Origin of the sequence: Mesorhizobium alhagi CCNWXJ12-2, from assembly GCF_000236565.1 — a bacterium.
GTDB classification, from domain to species: Bacteria; Pseudomonadota; Alphaproteobacteria; order Rhizobiales; family Rhizobiaceae; genus Allomesorhizobium; species Allomesorhizobium alhagi.
In genome coordinates this window covers 1-20994 of the sequence record NZ_AHAM01000289.1, presented here as the reverse complement: position 1 = coordinate 20994, position 20994 = coordinate 1, and the positions used below count along the sequence as shown (strand labels likewise).

Genomic DNA, 20994 nt, shown 5'->3' with positions numbered 1-20994 from the left:
GGGCTCCGCGTTCGTGTCTTGAAGGGAAATCCTGTCAGGGTCAGGCGGGCACCGCAGCCTTCTCGCTCAGGAAGGGCAGCTTGTCGGGAACGCCGTTCCACTCCTCCGCCTCGGCGAGAGGTTCCTTTCTTCCTGTGATGACGGGCCACAACGCCGCCAGTTTGGTGTTGAGCGCCAGCCAGCGCTCCGCGTCCGCGTGCGTGTCGGGCAGAATCGCGTCGGCCGGGCACTCCGGTTCGCAAACCCCGCAGTCAATGCATTCGTCGGGGTCGATGACGAGCATGTTCTCGCCTTCCTTGAAACAATCGACCGGGCACACCTCGACGCAATCGGTGTATTTGCAGCGGATGCAACTGTCGGTGACGACGAAGGTCATGGCTCTTCCCCGGGGGCATTCGAGATTTGCCCGGACCATGCTCCGGAAACAGCACGCACTTCAGTCAACTAGTTGCTATTGCGCGCGCCGCGACCGTGGTTCCCTTAAAGAGTGGAACAAATTGGAGTTGGAAATGTCTAATCGCGACGAGCCGAACGCCGGTTCAAGGGATGCAGCTCCTGTCGAGCTGCGCCTGAACGCGGCGCGCGAGAGCCTCAGCATCGTCTGGAGCGACGGGCTTCGGCACGAACTCACCGCACAACACCTGCGTGGGAACTGCCAGTCGGCGGGCGCAAAGCGGCTTCGCCTCGACAGGTGGGATGTCCCGTCAACACTCGACCTTACCATCGATGACATAAGGCCGGTCGGCTCCTACGCGATCAACATAGCGTTCTCCGACGGTCACGCCCGGGGGATCTATCCGTGGAGCCTCCTGCGCGCCCTGGCCATGGAAATCCCCGCCGATCAGGCAATAAGTTGACGGACCCGTCCGTGAACCAGGTCTAGCCTGGAACCGAAAACTGAGTTTCTTCGGGAGAATGGGAATGGATGAAATCCGCTCCGGCCAATCAGAGGTTGAATGCGACGTCCTTGTGATCGGCGGCGGAACTGCCGGACCCATGGCCGCCTACAAGGCACGGAAGAAAAACCCGAACGCGACTGTCATTCTTCTGGAAAAGGCGAATGTGAAGCGGTCGGGCGCCATCTCGATGGGCATGGACGGGCTCAACAACGCCGTTATTCCCGGTCACTCGACGCCCGAACAGTACACGAAGGAAATCACCATCGCCAATGACGGCATCTGTGATCAGGCGGCCGTCTACAAATATGCACAGAATTGCTTCGGCATCATCCAGGAACTCGACCGCTTCGGCATCCGCTTCCAGAAGGACGAGAATGGCGAGTTCGACGTCAAGAAGGTCCACCATATGGGGACCTATGTCCTGCCCATGCCGAATGGCGAGACGGTCAAGAAGGCGCTCTACCGGCAGCTCAAGCGCGAGCGCGTGCTGATCTCTAACCGCTTCATGGCGACAAGGCTTCTGAACGGCAGGAGCGGCCGCGTCGCCGGTGCGATCGCCGTCAATACGCGCAGTGGAGAGTTCCTGATCATCAAGGCCAAGGCTGTCATCATGTGCATGGGTGCCGCGGGCCGGCTCGGACTGCCCACGTCAGGCTATCTATACGGTACCTACGAGAACCCCGCCAATTCCGGCGAGGGCTACGCCATGGCCTATCATGCCGGCGCCAAGCTGGCGAACCTGGAATGCTTCCAGATCAACCCGCTGATCAAGGACTACAACGGGCCGGCCTGCGCCTATGTCGCCGGCCCCTTCGGCGGCTACACTGCCAACAGCCGCAACGAGCGCTTCATTGAATGCGACTACTGGTCCGGACAGATGATGCAGGAATTCTACAACGAGCTCCTCTCCGGCAACGGACCGGTCTTCCTCAAGCTCAACCACCTTCACGAAGACACCGCCAACCACATCGAGCAGATCCTCCACACGGTCGAGCGGCCCAGCCGCGGCCGCTTCCACGACGGACGCGGCACGCGATACGCCCGGGACATGATCGAAATGCACATCTCGGAGATCGGCTTCTGCTCGGGGCACTCGGCTTCCGGCGTCTATGTGGACGAGTTCGCCCGCACGACCGTAGCCGGCCTCTACGCGGCCGGCGACATGGCGAGCGTGCCGCACAACTACATGTTGGGCGCCTTCACCAATGGGGCGGTTGCGGGAGAGGACGCCATCGATTTCGCAAACGGAGTCGACCTCGACGGGTTCGATGAGGATGCTGTCGCCATCGAACGCGACCGCGTGCTCGCCCCGACGAGGCGCGAGGACGGCATTCCGCCAAACCAGATTGAATACAAGATCCGCCGCCTGGTGAACGACTACCTGCAGCCGCCGAAGGTGACGCGCAAATACGAGCTGTGCCAGTCGAGGCTGGCCGAGGTTCGCGAGGACATGGAGAAGGCCATGGTGGCCCGGGACGCGCACGAACTGATGCGCGCCATGGAAGTGGCGAGCATTCTTGACTGTGCCGACATGGCGGCCCACGCCTCGCTTTACCGCAAGGAAAGCCGCTGGGGACTCTACCATTGGCGCGTCGACCATCCCGAGCGCGACGACGAGGACTGGAAGTGCCATGTTCTTCTCTCGAAGCAGGACGGCGAAATGACCTGCGAGAAACATCCGGTCAAGCCGTACATCATCCCGATCGCGGATGAAGAGAAGGACGCTTATTACAACCAGCGCGTCAAGGCTCATGCCTGACGCGCCAGCCGGACACCGGAGAAGACGATGCCGCTAGCCAATACAGCCACCTCCGTACCGGTCGTCGTCGACGAGGCCAAGTGCATCGCCGACAAGGGCTGCACGGTGTGCGTCGACGTCTGCCCGCTCGACGTGCTCCGCATCAGCGACCTCACCGGCAAGGCCTATATGAAGTATGACGAGTGCTGGTACTGCATGCCATGCGAGGCCGACTGTCCGACCGGGGCAGTGACGGTCAACATTCCCTATCTGCTCAAATAAGGGGAGGGCGGCAGGATGTTCGAGCCTTTCGAAGAATTCGACCAGATTCCGCAAATTGTCGAAAAGTTGGCTGATCGGGATGCGGCGGTCAGGCGGGTCGCGGTGATGGACCTTGCCGACACGGCTTCGCCGGACGTGATCGCGCACATCGGCTCGGCGCTTAAGGATCCCAGCCCGGAGGTCAGGCTGCAGGCGGCGATTGCGCTGGGCGAGTTCGACGGTGAACCCGCGGCCGCGGCTCTTGTGATCGGCCTGCAAGACGACGACCCGCGCGTCGCCCAGGCTGCCGCCGATAGCCTCGCGGAACTCAAGGAGCCGACCGCGGCCGGGCCGATCCTACCCTTGACGGAACATGCTCTGCCGGCCGTTCGGGTGGGCGCGCTACGCGGCCTCAAGGAGTTGCGGCACCCCGAAAGCCTGGCACGAGGCATCAGAGCACTCAGTGATCCCGTTGCAGCAGTGCGCGTGCAGGCGGTAGGAGTCGTGGGCTATCTCAAGCCAGAGGAGGCGCTGCCTGCGCTCATCGCCTGCTGCCGCGATGTTGATGCCGACGTTCGCAAGGCTGCGATCGGAGCGCTCGCCTTCACCAGATCGCCGCGTGTCGGCGAGGCCCTGATCGCCGCGCTTGCGGACGCAAGCTGGGCGGTGCGCGAGATCGCCGCGGAAGTGCTCGGCAAGTCCCGCTTCCGCAATGCGACCGGTCCTCTCATCGGCTTGTTGACCGACTCGTCCTGGCAGGTCCGCGTGAAGGCGGTGCGCAGCCTCGGGCAGCTCCAGGCGGCCGAAGCCGTCCACGCAATAGCCGGCCAACTCGAACACGGGATCAGCAATCTGCGCAAGGAGGCCGCGGCCGCACTTGGCGAGATCGCCAGCAGCACAGCGCTGCCCTATCTCGAGGGTCTGGTCAACGATCCCGATCCGGACGTGCGCAAGAATGTACGCTGGGCGCTCGGAAGGATCGGGCAGTAACGGATAGGCGGATGCGGTGACTGGTCAGTTGCGCCAGCCGGGCGAGTCCCGAGGGGGCTCGTCGCCGACCCGATGGGCAAAACATCCGGACAGCGGGCCACCGGAACCGTATGGAGCACGCCAATGAGAGTGTTGGCCCGACTGGAGGATCCCCTGCCGTTGCCGATGCTGGCAGAGCCTCTGCACTGCCTGGAAGATCCCGCCGAGGGACGCATGCCCAAATACAAGGCCCTCCGCGACGAGCTCATGCGGGACATCCTCTCGGGGGCCTATCCTCCGGGAAGCTATCTCCCGAGCGAGAACAAGCTGGTCGAGAAGTACGGCGTCAGCCGAGTAACGGTTCGCCTGGCCCTCGACCTCCTGCGCGACGCGGAACTCGTCGACGGGCATCGGGGCAAGGGCCATCTGGTCAGGAACCTTAAAGCCATCCAGGATTTGGGACGGCTTCAAGGCTTTGGCGAGATAATGGCGCCGCTCGGCGTCGGAACCCGTTCGCAGGTGTTGAGCGCGGGCGAGGTCGAGGCGCCGTCCGAGGTGGCGCAGGCGCTGCGCCTTGAACGCGGAGCCCGAGTGGTGCGGATCGAACGGCTTCGCATCGCCGCGAACGTCACGATGTCGATGGACGTCAGCTTTTTTCCGCTCGAAATCGGTGCGCAGCTGCTCAAGCTGGACCTGGCGAATGTCGACATCTTCAAGCTAATCGAGACGTCGCTCGGGATCGAGATCAGCTTCGCCGACATAGTCATGGATGTTGTCGCCCCGCACAAGCAGATGCGCGGGCATCTGGCGCTCGGGCCGGACGAGCGGCTGATCCGGATCGAGCGCCTCAGCCACGATATGAATTGCCGGCCGATCGATTTCGAGTATCTCTATGCAAGGCCGGAATCGCACCGGTTCAAACTGCGGGTGCCACGATGGTGACCCGTGTCAGCCGACGTGAGCTGTTGAAACGCTCCGGGGCATTCGCCGCTTGCGCGCTGGCTCTGCCGTGCGGGGCGACTGCAAGCGATGTCGCACCGCCGCCGCTCGTGGCTGTGGCCGAGCCGGTCGAAGCTCCCGCCATCGACCTTGCCGATATCGAGGGGAACATGCATGCCACGGCCGATTATCGAGGGAAGGTCGTCGTGGTATCGTTCTGGGCAGCATGGTGTGCGCCCTGTCGCCGCGAGTTGCCGTCACTCGCGCGGTTGAAGCGCAACCTTCCGTTCGACCGTTTCGCTATTCTGGCCATTAACCTGGGCGACGGTCCGGATCGCATCCGCGACTTCCTCTCCCGCATCGACCACGAGGGCCTTGTCATCGTCGGCGATGAGCGCACCGTCCTGGCGAAGCCATGGAACGTCTACGGGCTGCCTGTCAGCTACGCCGTGGATCCGGCCGGACAAATCCGCTTCAGCGCTCTGGGAGCGCTCGAATGGGATGCGGCGACCGTGCGCGACCAGCTTTTCTCACTGGCCGTCTGACCCAACCATTTTCACAAAACTAATCCCGCGCCGCAGGCGGCAGCCTCGGTCGCGCCGAACGTTTCTCGCGCCTCGGGTCTTCAACTCTGGATAGATTAGATCGATCTTGCACTCCTCCTCTACTTTTTCTGTGCCGCAAGCAACTTCTCACGTCATACCCGCTCGGCAACTTGTATTAATTCTTTTCGGCCAGAGGTGTCGATTAGGGGTGCAGATGCATCGCACTTGTGCTCAGGATCTGCCTCTGGACCTCAATCCAGGAACTGGATGCTGCGCTGAAAGCCGAATGTTGTCGAGCTACGTCAGACACTTAGCTTGATTCGTCTCCACTGTCCGATCCGTTTGGCATGCGACTTGCAAACTAGATGTATGCATTAAGACAAACCAGGGCAGTGAGGAGTCGACCAATGAAAATGTATTCAGTCGCGACAGGGCTCGCGCTTGCGCTTTCCTGCTCGCTTCCCGCGACCGCAAAGACCATCGAGATTGCGATCGGCCACCAGAGCATGTGCACCGATACCTATACCGCGGGCATCGTGGTCAAGGAACTCGGCCTTCTCGAGAAGTATCTGCCCAAAGACGGCGCCTATGCCGGGACCGAATACGATATCTCGTGGAGCGACTATTCCTCTGGCGGTCCGATCACCAACCAAATGCTCGCCAACAAGCTGAATATTGGGGTGATGGGCGACTATCCGCTGATCGTCAACGGCGCCAAATTCCAGGAGACTGAATCCCTCAGGACGCTTTATGTCGCCGGCACCGGCTACAATCTCAAGGGCAGCGGCAACGCCGTCGTCGTGCCCGTCGATTCCGACATCTTCAGTTTCGATCAGATAAAGGGCAAATCCGTCTCCACGCCCGTGGGCTCGGCGGCCTGGGGCATGCTCTTGAAGGCCATGCAGGACGCTGGCATCAGTCAGCAAGACGTTTCGCTGAAGAACCAAAGCCCGGCGGTCGGCGCCGCCAACATCGCGGCCGGCAAGATCGATGCGCACTCCGACTTCTGTCCCTGGTCCGAGATAATGGAGTTCCGAGGAACGGGCCGCAAGATCTACGACGGCAGCCAGGCCGGCGTGCCCTATCTGCACGGCGTGGTCGTGCGCGAGGACTTCGCCAAGGAATATCCTGAGGTCGTCACCGCCTTCGTGAAAGCGGTCGTCACAGCCGGCCAGTGGATCCGCGAGAATCCGGCCGAAGCCGTCGCGCTGATGGAGAAGTGGACCGGGGTCGAGAAGGAGGTGCTCTACATCTACTTCTCTAGGGGAGGGCATCTCACGCTCGATCCGACGATCAAAGACCAGTGGATCGAGGCGCTGAAATTCGACCACAAGGTACTCGAAAGGGAGAAGGCTATCCCGCCGCTCGACTTCAATGCCTGGATCACCGAAGATTTCGTCAAGTCCGCCTACGTCGAGCTCGGGCTCGACTACGCGGCCGAGAAGGCTTCCGTGGTCGACCCTTCAGCCGCCAATGCCGGGCTGCCTGCCGAGATCTGGCATGCCCGCGATGGCATTTCGAGCTATCCGACGCTGCCTGAATTCCTCAAGGCGATCGCCGAGTTCGAGGCCACCGGCGCCAAGCTCAACGCGACCTACGTCTATGACCGTACGACCGGGCTGAAGCTTTTTGGAAAGACCGCCTTCTACGTTCACGGTTCGGATGGGGCCTACGAGGCATTCCTGCGCAAGCCCGATGCGGATGCGCGCGCTGCGGAGATCGGCGGCGAGGTGATCGATCTGCCGACGGCCGTCGCAGCCTTCGTCCCGGCCGAATAGCACCTAATGGAGGGGTGCGGGCTTTTCCGGGACCCGACAGACAGCAAGCCACCGCGCCAGCCATCCAGGAGAGCAGAGCATCGTGATGTCATCGCAAGCCCATGCCAGCAAGCACGACGAACCCGCCGCCGTCTCAGATGGCCATGAATCAAAAGCGCCGGGTTGCGCGACACCGTCTCCAAACGCCGTCCCGCAAGGGTCTCGGCGGCTGGACTTCGCCGAGTTTCTCCGCGGCGTTCTTGCGCGCCACGCGGCGAATGTAGCGATCAGCCTCGCCGCGCTATTGGTCGGGCTCGTGTTCTGGCACGTCGCGACCCACACCAAACTCAACGTGTACATCAACTTCGAGAACGTGCCGCCGCCGCTCCGGGTCGGTGAGGCTTTCATGGTCCATCTCGCCGACCCCGAATTCTACATCCATATCGCGGTGTCGATGCGGCGTATCCTTACCGGCTATCTCCTCGCCACCGCCCTCGGCGTGATCACCGGCGTGTTGATGGCCCGCTCGCGGGTCGCACGCGCTTTCGTCTATCCCTATATCGAGATCCTGCGGCCGATTCCGGCGGTCGCCTGGATTCCGCTTGCCATCCTCATGTGGCCGTCAGAGGAATCCTCGATCGTCTACATCACATTCCTGGGCGCGCTTTTCCCCATCGTGCTCAACACACTGCATGGCGTCGAACAGACTCCCGAAGTGCTCGTGCGGGCCGCGAAATCGCTCGGCGCCTCGCGCCTGCAAATCTTCTGGCATGTGATCCTTCCAGCGGCCTTGCCGAGCATCGCGGCGGGGCTGGCAATCGGCATGGGGGTAAGCTGGTTCTCGCTGCTCGCGGGCGAGATCATTTCGGGCCAGTACGGAATAGGGTACTTCACCTGGAACGCCTATTCCTTGATTAACTATCCAGACATTGTCGTCGGCATGCTGGTGATCGGCGGGCTGGGAACGCTTTCCACCTATGCGGTTAAGCTGGCGATGCAGCCCTTTCTCGCCTGGCAGCGGAGGGCGCGCTGATGATCGTGCCCGCCCGGCGTCGCATTCCGATCATCGTCGAAGCCATCGGCGCGCAACGGGGCCTTTGGTTTGCAGTGGTCGTCGGTTTTCCGCTGATGTTCTACGCCGCCCAGCTCGCCGGGCTCGTCCTCAGGTTCGGCGATCTCCCCAATTACTGGACCCTTTACGACTGGCCTTCCAACGTTCGCCGGATCCTGGTTTCCACGCCGTCGATCTTGGACACCGTCGCCATCATCTCGGAGGAGTGGCTTCTTGAGATCGGCTACATGAACCGCGACTTCGGGCACGGTATCTCGGAGTGGGCGCTGAACATCGTGCCGGCGCGAATGTTCGTCTTGATGGCACTTGCGGTGATGCTCGCCACCGTGCTGGTGCTGCGAGTGCAATGCCGCCGCTGCGGGCTCGCGCTCCCGGCGTCCTCGCCTGTTGCCGCAGGACTCGGCAGCGCGCTGGTCGGTTTCACCTCGATCACAATGTACTGGGTCGTCTGCTGCGCCTCACCCACTTGGGTGGTCGGCCTGTCGATGATGGGGCTGAGCGTTCCACTCTCGCTATGGATCGAGCCCATCGGTCCCTGGATCACGGCGGCGGGCTTTGCTCTGCTTGCGGCCGCGGTCTACGCCGCCTCGTCCCCGGGGAAGGAAGCCACCCGCTGCGGCCGCTCCAGTAATCCAACTCCGTTTGACCTGAGGAGCCACGGCACATGAACACGCATGTTGTTTCTCTTCGCGAGCATGCCCGGGACCGGCGATCCGGGACGCGCAATGCGGGGCGCGGCCAGATCGAGATCCGCAACGTCTCGATCCACTTTGGCCGCGGACACGACGCGCACCCGGCGGTGATGGAGACAACGCTGGACATCGCGCCCGGCGAATTCGTCTGCCTCCTCGGGCCTTCAGGCTGCGGAAAGTCGACGCTGCTCAATTCGATGGCCGGTTACGTGAAGCCTTCCTCAGGGACGGTCCTGGTCGACGGTGAAGCCGTGTCCGGGCCCGGTCCCGACCGAGGAATGGTCTTTCAGCAGTACTCGCTGTTCCCGTGGAAGACGATCCGCGACAATATCGGCTTCGGCCCGAAACTGGCCGGACGCGGCTATGCCGAGACCGACTCGGTCGCCAACACCTTCCTGGAAATGATTGGCCTGACAAAGTTCGCCGACAAGTATCCGGCCGAGCTCTCCGGCGGCATGCAGCAGCGCGTCGGAATCGCCCGCGCGCTCGCAAACTACCCAAGCGTGCTTCTGATGGACGAGCCCTTCGGCGCACTAGATGCCCAGACGCGGTTGATGATGCAGGAGAGCCTCCTCGCGACTTGGAGCGCATTCTCCACCACCGTGGTCTTCGTCACCCACGATGTCGACGAGGCGGTTTTCTTGGCGGACCGCGTGCTGATCATGAGCGCCGGCCCGGGTGCTATCATCGCCGACCTCAGGGTTCCTCTCGATCGACCGCGCGCGGCCGACATGGCGACCACGCCGCAATTCATGCAGCTCAAGAAGCAATGCCTCGACCTGATCCGGGCCGAAAGCCTCAAGGCCTTCGAGCAGCAGAACCGATGAATGGGGGTTCCGATGCTTAAGCGCACCGTCCTGCTTGTTCTCCTTGCTTTCGGCGCGCCGCCCGCCTTCGCCGAAGGGGTAAAGGGGGTGATCCTCGACGAGCCGTCACCGATTGCGCCTTTCACGCTTGTTGATCAAGCAGGTGAGCCCTTCACGCTGGAGCAGCTGAAAGGTCGCTGGTCCCTGATATTCCTCGGCTTCACGCATTGTCCGGACGTATGCCCTTTCACTCTGGCCAATCTCGGTGCCGTGCGCGGCGAGCTTTCGCAACTCGTCACGCCGGAGAAGCTGCCGCAGATCGTGTTCCTGGCCGTCGACCCGGACCGCGACCGCGCCGTGCTTGCCGACTACGTCGCCCATTTCGATCTCGCCTTCGTCGGGGTAACCGGGGACCGCCGTGACATCGATGGGCTGACCACAAGCCTTGACGGCTACTACAGCCTGAAAAAGAGGGGCGAGCATGACAAGGCTTACGACGTCGTCCACAGCGCGGCCGTTGCGTTCGTGACACCGGAGGGATCGATCAGGGCGAAGATCACTCCGCCATTCCAGCCCTACAACACGGCGGCGTATCTTTACCGCCTCATGCGCGAAGCGGACCCGGACTAACCGGACAGGAGGCGGAATGGCGAAATATCATCTCATGGTTGTGCTCGCGACGGTCACGGCAGCGGTGGTCGAGTGCGGAGCCACGCTCGCCTCCGCGCACGACGAGCATGGAACTCACGCGATCTCTGCCGGTCCGGCCGAAATCAGGGACGCATGGTCTCCGCCGTCGCCGCCAGGCATTGGTACGCGGGCGGTTTATTTCACCTTGGTCAACACCGCCTGCGCACCGCTGAAGGTCATCGGCGCCGAAAGCCTCGACTTCGCGCAAGTTTCCATCCACGAGAGTTCGACTCGCAACGGCATCGCGATGATGACGCCTGCGACGCAACTGACGCTTACCGCTGGCGAGACGGTCTCGTTCGCTCCAGGCGGCCTGCATCTCATGTTGATGGGCGCCTCGCGCAATTTCCATGAAGGTGAGCATTTCCGGATCCGGCTCATTTTCGACGACCAGGACAGCCTCGTCTTCGAGGCGACCGTCGGCGGGGCGGCCGCAGGCGGCAACCACGACCATCACCGCCAGCACAAGGACGGTCACCCCGATCATCCGCTGGCGGAGACGGGCGGCTCATGATGTCAGGGCGCAGCGGGCTCGGGACCATCGCGCTCGCGATCTCTTTTTGGTCGCTCGGCGTATCCGCACCTCGCGCTGACATGATCGACAGGAGCGGGATGGAACCGTGGGAGGTCTGCGGACTTTGCCACGGTTTCGACGGGTTGAGCGCCGTCGCCAAGTTCCCGAAGCTTGCCGGCCAGCGCGCGACTTACATCGAAAAGCAGTTCCGCGATTTTCGTGCGGGTCGGCGCCGCAACGATGGTGGCCAGATGGAGGCGATCTCGACCGAGCTGGAGCCCCATCTCGTGCAGAAGGTCGCCGCCTATTTTTCCACGCTTGCCGCGCCTCGTCCGGGTGAGGAGAAGGGCGCCGGATTCAACCTGGGTCGAGAGCTGTTCGGCCGGGGAAGGGAAGGGTTGCCGGCCTGCGCCGGCTGCCACGATCCGGCAGGCGCACAATCGTCCGGCACCCTTGCGCCATGGCTGGAGGCGCAGCATCGCGACTATCTCGTCAAGCAACTCGCCGACTTCGCCAGCGGCGCCCGCGACAATGATCCGGCCGGTGCTATGAACGAGATCGCTGCCGCGCTCCAACCTGGCGAGCGCGAAGCGCTGGCCGACTTTCTTGCCGCGTCCGAGCGGCCGCAGCGGGAGCCCTGACTATGCGTGTGAATGGCTCGGGAACTGTCAACGAACTGGCTGCCGGCCGTCGGTCTGCGGTTTTTCTCAGCGAGGAACTGGTCGGGCTCGACGAGGGGTCCAGCTTCCTTGACCGATTGAGCCACGAGGAACTGGCGCTCCTGCGGGCGAGCGGCGCGGCGACAAATTTAAGGCGTGGCGAGGCCATCTTCCATCAGGGTGATAGCCACAACGGCATCTGGCTGATCGAAAGCGGGGTTGCACGGACCTTCTATGTCGGTCCGTCAGGCCGCGAGATCACGCTCGCCTTTTGGAGTTCCGGGCATTTCGTCGGAGGCCCCGAAGTGTTCGGCGGCGGTGTTCACATCTGGTCGGCCGACGCGCACGAAGACCTGCGACTTCGCTTCCTGACCGGCTCAAGGATCCGCCATCTTGTGGAGACGATACCGCGGTTCGCGGTCTGTATGATCGACGGGCTGGTGGCCAAGGGAAAATGCTACTCCGCGCTCGTGCAGATGCTGGGAACGCGCTCGGTGACCAAAAGGCTCGCTCACCTCCTGATCGTCTTCGCCGACACGCACGGCCGCACGGAGGGCAACAGCCTCGTTATCGACAAGAAGATCACGCACGATGAACTCGCCAACATCGTCGGCTCCACGCGCCAGTGGGTGACTATGACCCTCGACAAGTTCCAAAAACGCGGTCTTATCACTGTCAGCCGTCAGCGGATCGTCGTCGAGCAGCACGATATGCTGCGCGGCCTTGCCGAATGATCGCACCCCGGATGATGCCAGCCAGTCCGTGTTCGCCAACGGGGCCAACGAGATCCTGAAGGTTGATCGCTCCGTCGGTCTGGTATCGATCGGCGCAGTCCGATGGCATTGCTTCCACGGGCGCATGGGCGCCGTCGCAGCCGCCGGCTTGTGGGGCACGGCGCCATCCTGTTGTGGAACTATCCGTCGTGGCTCCCATCCAACGAAAGGCGGCAGGGTGATTCCTGTAGAATCCGCGGACAGGAACACCTGATGGAGGCGCATCGCGCCGACCTTGGGGCATGTCCCCAGGCCGGCACCGTGACAGTGCCAACCTGCAGCGGGCACTACCGGGCTGTCTCTCATTCAATTGACGCGAGCCCAGCAATGGACAGCAGTGTCATCTGCCACCGTTCCTGCGCTCCGACAGAAATGCGTCATAGAAACCCCCCGCTGATCGGGACTCATTCCGCCAAGTCTGGCGTTCCACGACAGGTTGGATTCGATCCGGTCGTTTGCCCATAGAACCATGCGTCAATTTTTACTTGTCTGGTTGTAGGATGATATATATGATGGGATCAATCCAGCCATGTGGTGGGGGCGATGACGGGGCCTTCGACAATGACCGCGGCGACTCGCCGCCTGCCAATGATAGAGGTGTTGCGCGGCGTGCTGGGGGACGCTGGCGTGATTTTCGACGGCGCCAGCATGGCTCGTTATCTGACGGATTGGTCGGGTGACCACAAAGGGCGGGCGCTGGCAATCTTGCGGCCGGCCTCGACGGCGGAGGTTCGGGATGCAGTGAAGATCTGCGGGCAGTCGGGCCTGACAATCGTGCCGCAGGGCGGCAATACAGGTCTAGTTGCCGCAAGCATGAGCACTGACGCCGACCATACGGCTGTCATCAGCCTTGAGCGCATGAACCGAATCCGCCAGCTGGACGCGGAAAATTTTACGATCCGTGTCGATGCCGGCTGCACCCTGCAGCAGGTCAAGGATGCCTGCGAGGTGGCGGACCTCCTCTTCCCCCTCGCGCTCGGCGCGCAGGGGAGTTGCCAGATCGGCGGCAATGTCGCCACCAATGCCGGAGGCGTGAACGTGCTGTGTTACGGCATGATGCGCGACATAATCCTAGGCTTGGAAGTTGTTATGCCCGACGGAGAGCTATGGAACGGCTTTTCCGGCCTTCGCAAGGATAATCGCGGCTACGACCTCAAACAGCTGTTCATCGGAAGCGAAGGCACGCTTGGCATCATCACGGGCGTCGAGCTGAAACTCTTTCCGAAACCCTCTAAAGTGGAAACGGTCTATGTCGGCGTCGCCTCTTTCGAGGATGCGATGCGCCTTTTCCGCGATACGCGCCGAGCCTGTTCGGATTTGCTTACCGCCTTCGAAGTGATCGGCGAGGAGTGCGTCTCGCTTGCTCGTTTGGTCCATCCGGAACTTGCGGTTCCAATCGCAGCACCTGTCCATGTTCTGATGGAGGCCTCATGCAGCGGCGCCATCGATCTCAGGAGACTGCTCGAGAACGTCCTCGCAGAGGCAATGGAGGACGGGTTGGTTACGGGTGCCTTCCTTGCCGAGAGCGTGGCGCAGGCGAGATGCTTTTGGGCCATCCGCGAAGGTCTCGTCGAGGGACAGGCGCGGCGCGGCTACCACGTTCGGACCGACCTTTCGGTGCCGCTTTCAGGTGTTCCGGCACTGATCGAGCGGGCACGCGGGATCGTCGCGTCAAAATATCCTGGCTGGACGTCGATCGCCTATGGTCATGCAGGTGACGGCAACGTGCACTTCAATGTTCTGCCTCCGCAGGACATGGGCGAACCCGCCGCCCGCGCGATCGGTGTCAGCATCGAAACTGACCTCTACGGCCTTGTCACCACTGCCGGTGGGTCAATCAGCGCCGAGCATGGCATAGGCCGCAGCCGCAAGGACGTATTCTGGTCGTTGCTGCCGCCAATACACAAACGAATGCTCAAAGCCGTCAAATCCGCTTTCGATCCTGACGGTCTCATGAATCCGGGATGCCTGTTTCCGGAGGAAAAGGAACTCGCATGAAGCAGCGTTCGCCGATGATCGGAGTCTTCGAAGCCTTGCCCCATCGCGTCGCGGCGCTGCTGAGCCGGGAAATCGAATCCGGCGAAGTCAATCCCGGCAGCCGGCTTCCGACGGAGCAGCAGCTTGCCGAAAAATTCGGTGTCAGCCGCAATGTCGTCCGCGAAGCGATTGCCCAGCTTCGTGCTGACGGCATGATCGAGGCTCGCCAGGGTGTCGGGGCATTCGTGCTGGCGCCCGAGCAGCGCACCGCCATCCGCATCGACCGCGAGGCCCTGAAGAACGACGCGAATATGGAGCATCTCTTCGAGCTGCGGCGCATCCTCGAAACCGAGTCAGCGACGCTCGCGGCCACCAGGCGCGCCCAGGAACATCTCGATGCGATCAAGGAAGCGCTCGAGCGAATGGGCGGTGAGGAGCGATGGGAGGAAGGCAGCATCGAGGCCGACCTGGCCTTTCATCGGGAAATCGCCCGCGCCACCGGCAACAGCTATATCCATACCTTCATCTCCTTCGTCTGCGAGCAGATACGCCGTTCCATCCACTATGCCCGCCAGACCAATCCACTGCACGACCTGGTCGAAATCAATGTCGGTGAACATGTAAAGATCTATGAGGCCCTCGTGGCTGGTGACGCGGACGCCGCCGGCGAAGCGATGCGCGCACACATTATCGGCGCAGCCGATCGTGTCGGCATCCGCCTTCCACTGCCGCAAAACCCTCCCAAGACGAGGTAAACCATGCCGCTCGGCCAGGCCAAGAAGATCTCCGATGTCTGCCTGCTCGTGGAAAACATCGAGCGAACAGTCGACTTCTACGTCAACAAGCTTGGATTCCGCATGCGCCGCCGCGCCGAGGGATTCGCCGACTTCCACAATGACGGCATCACCCTTGCTGCTTGGGAGCTTGACCATATCAACCGTCATACCGGCGCCTCCAACCTGCGGGCGCCAAAAGGCGCGCACAAGGTCTGCGTCGCAATGCAACTCGACACGCCTGCCGAGATCGACCGCCTCTACGCCGAACTCTCGGCCAAAGGGGTCTCCTTCTACCGTGCGCCGGACGACTACGTCTGGAACGCCCGCTGCGTCTACTTCACCGATCCGGACGACACCCTCTGGGAACTCTACGCCTGGCTCGAGGGTGGCCCCGGCGACTACCACGACGAACACCGGTAACCGATCCCTCGGCCAGGCCAGCCGCAGCCGACGTGCATCCTTGGCAAACAACAGGAGCAAAAGAAATGAGTGGGAACACGCAGAATTGGAACCGCCGGTCCTTGATGAAGGCCGGTATCGCAGGCGTCGCGGCATTCGGGCCAGGCATCCAACTGTTCGGCGGCACGGCAAACGCTGCCGCCAAAGTGGTCATCCAGTATGACTGGTTGATGTCGAACGGCCAGATCGGCGACATCGTCGCCGTCACCAACGGCTACTTCCAGGAAGCAGGTCTGGAGGTCGAATTCAGTCCGGGCGGACCAAACTCGGCAACTGTGCCGCCGGTCGTTGCGGGTTCGGCGCAACTCGGCCAGTTTTCCGAAACACCGCAGCTTTATGCCGCTCGCGCGAGCGGCGTTCCGGTGAAGATCCTTGCCTGTGGCTTTCGTACCGGCCCCTACGCACTGACATCAAAGCCGGGTAACCCCGTCCGCTCGGTCGCTGACCTGAAGGGAAAGAAGATCGGCATTCAGCCGACGGCGCGTTTCGCCATGGATGCCGTGCTGGCCAAGAATGGTATCGATCCTGCCGACGTCACCATCCTCAATGTCGGCTTCGACAAAGCGCCGCTGGTCCGAGGCGAGGTTGATGCCATCGGCGGCTGGATCACCAATACGCAGGCGCTCAGTATTGTCGGCGATGATCGCGTTGATCTTTTGTTGAGCGATCTCGGATTGGCATCGTATGCAAACGTGTATTTCGCCACGGATGGGGCGATTGAAAACGATCCCGAGACCCTGGCGAAGTTCATCGGCGCTGTCGGCAAGGGCTGGGGCTGGGCTCATGCCAATGCGCAGGAGGCGGTGAAGAAACTGGTTGAGACGTATCCGGAGATCGATCTGGACTGGGAGTTGAAGACGATCGATCTGGTCCTGAAACTGAGCTTCGACGCCGAGACTGGGCGCGACGGCTGGGGCACGTTCGATCCAACCTCCATCGAAAGCCAGATCGCACTTCTGGACCAGATCGGGCAGTATCCGAACGGACGACCGAAATCCGAGGATGTCTATACGCTCAAGGTCCTTGGTCTTTCGGCGGCCGAACGCCCCAAGCTCGCCGCACCCGGCGCCTGAACGGACGATGGGGAGCGCGATTCACGCTGCGGGGCTGGACGTCGGCTATCCCGGCCCGCATCACCCCACCACAGTACTCTCTGGCCTCGACCTCGATGTCGAGGCCGGGACTTTCCTGTCGATCCTCGGTCCGTCTGGTTGCGGCAAGTCGACCCTGCTGCGGGTCGTCGCCGATCTTATCGAACCGCTCGCTGGAGAGATCAGGGTGCTGGGTGAAACACCGCGATCAGTCAGATCGCGCCGCGACGTGGGTTTCGTATTCCAGGATTCGACACTGCTGCCATGGCGCACAGTTCGCGACAACGTCAGGCTTCCGCTTCACATTGGACGTGGAAGCCTCACCCGTCCAATCGAGGACAAGACCGAAGAACTCCTTGCCCTGATGAGCCTTTCGGCTTTGGCCGACAGATTTCCCCACCAACTGTCCGGCGGCCAGCGACAGCGGGCGGCCATCGCTCGCGCGCTTCTCGGCGAGCCGCGATTGCTGTTGATGGACGAGCCTTTCGGCGCGCTGGACGAAATCACGCGCGACCGGCTGAATGATGAACTGCTCAATCTCTGGCGGCGCACCCAAACCACCATCCTTTTCGTCACGCATTCGATCGCCGAAGCGGTCTATCTGGGCGAAAGGGTGATTGTGCTTGCAGCCAATCCCGGCCGTGTCGTTGCGGACCGTGATCTCAAAACCGTCAAGCTGCCCGGCAACCGATGCTCTCGGGAAGACCCGGCGATCGTCGCCACCATGGCCGGCATGCGAGCGGCGCTGGAGGCGGCATCATGATCGCGCGCAGCGGACTCTCTCCGACCGCCCAAGCCGTCCTGCCAATCCTCGGAGTTGGCTCGTTACTGGTCGCTTGGCAGTTCTTGCTGCCAGCCGCCGGCGTCCCGGCCTACATCGTGCCCACGCCATCGGCTATATCAGCCGTATTCGCCAAGAGCGGGCCGCTGCTCCTCGGTAATTTCTGGCCGACCGCAATCGAGGCCATAGCGGGCTTCACGATCGGCAATTTTGCAGCGATCCTTCTCGCAATCGTCTTTGTTCACAGCCGGATTCTCCAAGCGGCCTACTTCCCCGTCGTTCTGTTCTTCAACACGATCCCGGTTCTTGCCTTATCGCCGATCATCATTCTGATCTTCGGGCTTGGCATGACACCGAAGATCGTGATCGCCGCCGTCATCTGTTTTTTCCCGACCCTTATCAACATGATCCGCGGTCTGGATTCGGCCACTGCAAACGAACATGAACTGTTCCGTGTCCTGTCGTCGAACCGCTCCGAGCTATTCTGGCGGTTGAGGCTGCCCCGCGCCTTGCCGATGCTGTTTTCCTCGTTGCGCATTGCGTCCGCCACGGCGGTCATCGGCGCCATAGTTGGCGAATGGATCGGATCCGACAAAGGTCTTGGCGCCCTGATCATCCAAGCCACGTTCAACTATCAATCCGACCGGCTCTACGCGGCGATCGTGCTGTCGTCCTTGCTGTCCATCGGGCTTTTCCTGGTGGTCGTTACAGTCGAGCGCAAATTGATCCGGTATTAGGAGTCCTGATCATTTCTACGTCCATTTTCGGCCAGGCCGAGCCGCGGCAAATGTGGCAATTTGACCCTGTGCCGCCTTCACCAGCCGATTTCGCTACTCGATAGCCGATATTCATCGCAACCAGTGCTCCCTACCCCTGGCGGACCCGTTCACTTGGGAAATCAATGCCGGGTCATGGTGTGGAAGAGAACCAACGTAGACTTGGCGGGCTAAGCGGAGCGCAGAGCCGCACTTGCCGCTTGAGCGCATCCCGCAACCAGAAAATCGGCTACTTTCAGCACTCTTCAGAACTTTTTCACGCCGATTTCATGACTTCGAACGACCCCTCGCGTTCTCTCGCACACACCGCCTCACACCTTCGGGCGTCGAACTGAGGAGATCGAAAGATGGTCAATCGCGTCCTGGGGATTCTCGTGATGTCTGCGGTGGCGACCACAGCGTCCGCTGGCGACAGCCTCAACCAATATATTCTCGAACGGGCAGCAAGCTGCTGGACTACGCCGACGGCGATGCGCGGGATCAGCTTCAGCGCAGACGTCCACGTCAGCTTCACGCGCGAGGGTCACGTCAGTGCTATCGAAGTCGTCGATGTTGAGCCGCAGACCGAGACGTTCAAGGGCTTGGCCAACGATTTCGCGGAGGCGCTGAAGCGGTGCAGCCCATACGTCACCGAAGGCATGAACGAGATGAACCTCACTCTCTCATGGCCGCTGTAAGCGCAGCCAAGTGCTGCTACTTCGTCACCGAGAACTCGTAAAGCTTGAAGCGAGACAGCAGTGTGTATTCGTTCGTGGCTCCAGATGTGCCGCTCGGGTTGCGGAACACAGCGCCACAGCCCGTCAGTTTACGCGGATAGGCGCTGCACAAGCTGTCGCCCTGCACCCACATCCGACCGGTCAAGACCTCCTGACCAACTGTTCTGGTAACAGTGCCGTCTGCTGCGATCAGAGCATGATAGGCTGAGACTTCGGGCAGAACTTGTCGTCCCGTCAGCTCGTGTCCGAATACGAGGTTGCCGATATCCGCGCCGTTCATCCGTTCAGCCGATACCGGCTCCATTCCGGCGGGTAGCTCGGGAACCCCCGCCTTTCTTAAACCATCGAGTAGGCGAGCAATGTCCTCCGGTTGCTTGTAGACGAAGAACTGCTGCGCGATGAGCAGATTCGGCGAACCCTCCTGCCTGTCCGACAGCACCCTCCGGAGCTTCTCCAGGGCGGTAGCCGCTTCCGGCAGGCGATCGAGATGCGCAAGCGCCGCGACAAGAACATGCAGGCTGTAGAACTTCGTCCAGGGATTGGGCGAGCGCACATCCACCTGCTCAAGCTGCGCGACCGCCTCCTCGTAGCGGTCTTGGCCGAACGCCGCCAGGCCAGCCTGGTAGCGCCGCCACTCCGTCCATCCGGGATCGACACGCAGGGCCGTGTCAAGAAACGTCCGGCCCTCGGCCGGCCTGCCGTTGAAATTGAGGGCTTGGCTCAGCCCTTCGTAGGTCCAGGGATCGCTCGGGTCGAGCGCTATGGCCTTTTGCAGGGCAGCCACCGCCTCGTCGGACCTATGCTCCCGGACCAGAAGTTCGGAAATCAGCTGGTAATAGCCGGGAGACGGATTTCCGGCAGCGGTGGCAAGGCTGCCGTAAAGCCCGTCGTCGATTTCGGTCCAACTGAGCCCGAGAGCCCGTCTCCTCGCGTCGTCGGCATCCCAGTGGAGCCATGCCAATTCCGCGGCCGCCGCTCCGAAATCGGGGTCCAGCGCCAACGCCTGGCGCAGGTAGCCCGATGCTTCCACTGTGTCCGATGGTGTATCCCTTCGCCGCGCCTCGATGGCGCGCCGAAACGCTTGGTAAGCTTCCGGATCGTCGGTGTCACCGGACACTGCTAGGTTTGCTTTTCCCGGGACGAGCCTCAGCTGCAGTGCGGCGACGATTTGACCAGTCACCTGATCCTGGAGCTTGAACACGTCGGTGAATCGGCCTTCGAACCGCTCTGCCCAGATCTGCCCGACCGTCGAGGCATCGACCAGATGCGCATTGATGCGCACTTCATCGCCGAGACGTCGAACGGAGCCCTCCAGCAGATAGCGGACGCCGAGCTCTTTCGCGATCTCCGCCGGCGGCAGACTGCTGTCGCGATATGCACGCGCGGCATTGCGCGAGACGACGAATAGGCCGGGAACCCGCGCCAGCTCTGTCGTCAGATCGTCCGCGAATCCGTTGGCAAGATAGGCCTGCTCCTCGGCTTCACTGAGATTTGCGAACGGCAGAACCGCAATCGAGAGGGAGGTCGGCACTTCCGTGTCAAATATGGGCCTCCAGATGAACGCCGCGACCGCGACAACGATCGCCAGTACAGCGGTTAAGGATATCAGGCCACGCCGGCCTTTACTCTCATGCGGATCAGGATGGGCAGTGCCGTACATCTGAGGGTAGCGACCGTGAGGCAAGTCGGGTGCTTCGGTTTCGGGGACAAAGCGGTAGCCTCGTCGAGCGACTGTCTTAAGCAGGCTCTGCTTTTCGTCGCCGATGGCTTTCCTGATTTCGCTAATGCATTGGGAAAGGCTGTTTTCCGTCACCGCGATGCCAGGCCAGACGGTGTCCAGCAGCTCCTCCCTGGTCACAACGCGGTTGGCGTTGGCGACCAGATGCTTCAGCACCGCGAGCGACTGAGGCCTCAGCGGGATGTCTTCACCCTCCTTCCCCCGCAGGAGGCCGGCGTCGAAATCGAGCTCGACACTGTTCAGAACAAGGCTCGGCTGATGGACCAGGTGCAAAGTCGCTCCGATCGCCGTGTTGATCATGCGGACGGCATGCTGCCCGGCAGGCCGCCTTCAGCTTCAGAATCTGCGCCTGTCGCTGAAAGTCAA

The 20994-nt window shown here is 61.9% G+C and carries 23 protein-coding genes; 21 read left to right on the top strand and 2 right to left on the bottom strand.

Annotated elements, in window-relative coordinates; genetic code table 11:
* Positions 1-40 precede the first annotated feature (40 nt).
* Positions 41-376 carry a ferredoxin FdxA gene (fdxA, locus tag MAXJ12_RS30310; RefSeq protein WP_008839992.1) on the bottom strand — a complete coding sequence of 112 codons (336 nt, stop codon included), beginning with the start codon at positions 374-376 and terminating at the stop codon, positions 41-43.
* Between the two features lie 133 nt (positions 377-509).
* On the opposite strand from fdxA, the gene MAXJ12_RS37920 reads away from it, so the two are divergent.
* From MAXJ12_RS37920 to MAXJ12_RS30205, 21 genes are all read left to right on the top strand, one after another.
* The gene (locus tag MAXJ12_RS37920) at positions 510-857 is read left to right on the top strand and encodes a gamma-butyrobetaine hydroxylase-like domain-containing protein (RefSeq protein WP_085984134.1); all 348 of its coding nucleotides are present in this window, start codon (positions 510-512) and stop codon (positions 855-857) included.
* Positions 858-915: 58 nt separating this feature from the next.
* Positions 916-2658 (top strand): fumarate reductase/succinate dehydrogenase flavoprotein subunit, encoded by a 1743-nt coding sequence (locus MAXJ12_RS30300; protein WP_040588914.1) that lies wholly within the window; start codon positions 916-918, stop codon positions 2656-2658.
* A 27-nt stretch (positions 2659-2685) separates the two neighbouring features.
* A complete protein-coding gene (locus tag MAXJ12_RS30295; protein ID WP_008839989.1) occupies positions 2686-2919 on the top strand; it encodes a 4Fe-4S dicluster domain-containing protein in 234 nt (77 codons plus the stop codon).
* 15 nt (positions 2920-2934) lie between these two features.
* Complete coding sequence (locus MAXJ12_RS30290; RefSeq protein WP_008839988.1) at positions 2935-3888, top strand: HEAT repeat domain-containing protein; 954 nt, start codon at positions 2935-2937, stop codon at positions 3886-3888.
* A 123-nt stretch (positions 3889-4011) separates the two neighbouring features.
* Positions 4012-4809 (top strand): GntR family transcriptional regulator, encoded by a 798-nt coding sequence (locus MAXJ12_RS30285; RefSeq protein WP_157999689.1) that lies wholly within the window; start codon positions 4012-4014, stop codon positions 4807-4809.
* Positions 4803-5351: a TlpA family protein disulfide reductase gene (locus MAXJ12_RS30280; RefSeq protein WP_008839986.1), complete on the top strand. Its 549-nt coding sequence runs from the start codon at positions 4803-4805 to the stop codon at positions 5349-5351. The genes MAXJ12_RS30285 and MAXJ12_RS30280 overlap by 7 nt, the downstream gene beginning before the upstream one ends.
* Positions 5352-5758: 407 nt before the next feature.
* Positions 5759-7129, top strand: a complete 1371-nt coding sequence (locus MAXJ12_RS30275; RefSeq protein ID WP_008839985.1) for an ABC transporter substrate-binding protein — start codon at positions 5759-5761, stop codon at positions 7127-7129.
* 85 nt (positions 7130-7214) lie between these two features.
* Positions 7215-8141 (top strand): ABC transporter permease, encoded by a 927-nt coding sequence (locus MAXJ12_RS30270; RefSeq protein ID WP_008839984.1) that lies wholly within the window; start codon positions 7215-7217, stop codon positions 8139-8141.
* Positions 8141-8848 carry a hypothetical protein gene (locus MAXJ12_RS30265; protein WP_008839983.1) on the top strand — a complete coding sequence of 236 codons (708 nt, stop codon included), beginning with the start codon at positions 8141-8143 and terminating at the stop codon, positions 8846-8848. The genes MAXJ12_RS30270 and MAXJ12_RS30265 overlap by 1 nt, the downstream gene beginning before the upstream one ends.
* Positions 8845-9699 carry an ABC transporter ATP-binding protein gene (locus MAXJ12_RS30260; RefSeq protein WP_008839982.1) on the top strand — a complete coding sequence of 285 codons (855 nt, stop codon included), beginning with the start codon at positions 8845-8847 and terminating at the stop codon, positions 9697-9699. Before MAXJ12_RS30265 ends, MAXJ12_RS30260 begins: the two co-directional genes overlap by 4 nt.
* 12 nt (positions 9700-9711) lie before the next feature.
* On the top strand, positions 9712-10308 hold the full coding sequence (locus MAXJ12_RS30255; protein WP_139044128.1) for an SCO family protein: 597 nt from the start codon (positions 9712-9714) through the stop codon (positions 10306-10308).
* Positions 10309-10324: 16 nt separating this feature from the next.
* Positions 10325-10882: a copper chaperone PCu(A)C gene (locus tag MAXJ12_RS34755; RefSeq protein ID WP_008839980.1), complete on the top strand. Its 558-nt coding sequence runs from the start codon at positions 10325-10327 to the stop codon at positions 10880-10882.
* Positions 10879-11523 carry a c-type cytochrome gene (locus tag MAXJ12_RS30245; protein ID WP_008839979.1) on the top strand — a complete coding sequence of 215 codons (645 nt, stop codon included), beginning with the start codon at positions 10879-10881 and terminating at the stop codon, positions 11521-11523. The genes MAXJ12_RS34755 and MAXJ12_RS30245 overlap by 4 nt, the downstream gene beginning before the upstream one ends.
* Positions 11524-11525: 2 nt before the next feature.
* A complete protein-coding gene (locus tag MAXJ12_RS30240) occupies positions 11526-12275 on the top strand; it encodes a Crp/Fnr family transcriptional regulator (protein ID WP_008839978.1) in 750 nt (249 codons plus the stop codon).
* Positions 12276-12875: 600 nt separating this feature from the next.
* A complete protein-coding gene (locus MAXJ12_RS30235; protein WP_008839977.1) occupies positions 12876-14312 on the top strand; it encodes an FAD-binding oxidoreductase in 1437 nt (478 codons plus the stop codon).
* Positions 14309-15046 (top strand): FadR/GntR family transcriptional regulator, encoded by a 738-nt coding sequence (locus MAXJ12_RS30230; protein WP_008839976.1) that lies wholly within the window; start codon positions 14309-14311, stop codon positions 15044-15046. Before MAXJ12_RS30235 ends, MAXJ12_RS30230 begins: the two co-directional genes overlap by 4 nt.
* A gap of 3 nt (positions 15047-15049) precedes the next feature.
* The gene (locus MAXJ12_RS30225) at positions 15050-15487 is read left to right on the top strand and encodes a VOC family protein (RefSeq protein ID WP_008839975.1); all 438 of its coding nucleotides are present in this window, start codon (positions 15050-15052) and stop codon (positions 15485-15487) included.
* 65 nt (positions 15488-15552) lie between these two features.
* A complete protein-coding gene (locus tag MAXJ12_RS30220; protein ID WP_040588912.1) occupies positions 15553-16599 on the top strand; it encodes an ABC transporter substrate-binding protein in 1047 nt (348 codons plus the stop codon).
* A 7-nt stretch (positions 16600-16606) separates the two neighbouring features.
* Positions 16607-17380 carry an ABC transporter ATP-binding protein gene (locus MAXJ12_RS30215; protein ID WP_008839973.1) on the top strand — a complete coding sequence of 258 codons (774 nt, stop codon included), beginning with the start codon at positions 16607-16609 and terminating at the stop codon, positions 17378-17380.
* Complete coding sequence (locus MAXJ12_RS30210; RefSeq protein WP_008839972.1) at positions 17377-18135, top strand: ABC transporter permease; 759 nt, start codon at positions 17377-17379, stop codon at positions 18133-18135. The genes MAXJ12_RS30215 and MAXJ12_RS30210 overlap by 4 nt, the downstream gene beginning before the upstream one ends.
* 386 nt (positions 18136-18521) lie before the next feature.
* Positions 18522-18851, top strand: a complete 330-nt coding sequence (locus MAXJ12_RS30205; RefSeq protein WP_008839971.1) for a hypothetical protein — start codon at positions 18522-18524, stop codon at positions 18849-18851.
* A 16-nt stretch (positions 18852-18867) separates the two neighbouring features.
* Here the strand turns inward: MAXJ12_RS30205 and MAXJ12_RS30200 are convergent, their stop codons facing one another.
* Positions 18868-20928 (bottom strand): winged helix-turn-helix domain-containing protein, encoded by a 2061-nt coding sequence (locus MAXJ12_RS30200; protein ID WP_008839970.1) that lies wholly within the window; start codon positions 20926-20928, stop codon positions 18868-18870.
* Positions 20929-20994: the final 66 nt, after the last annotated feature.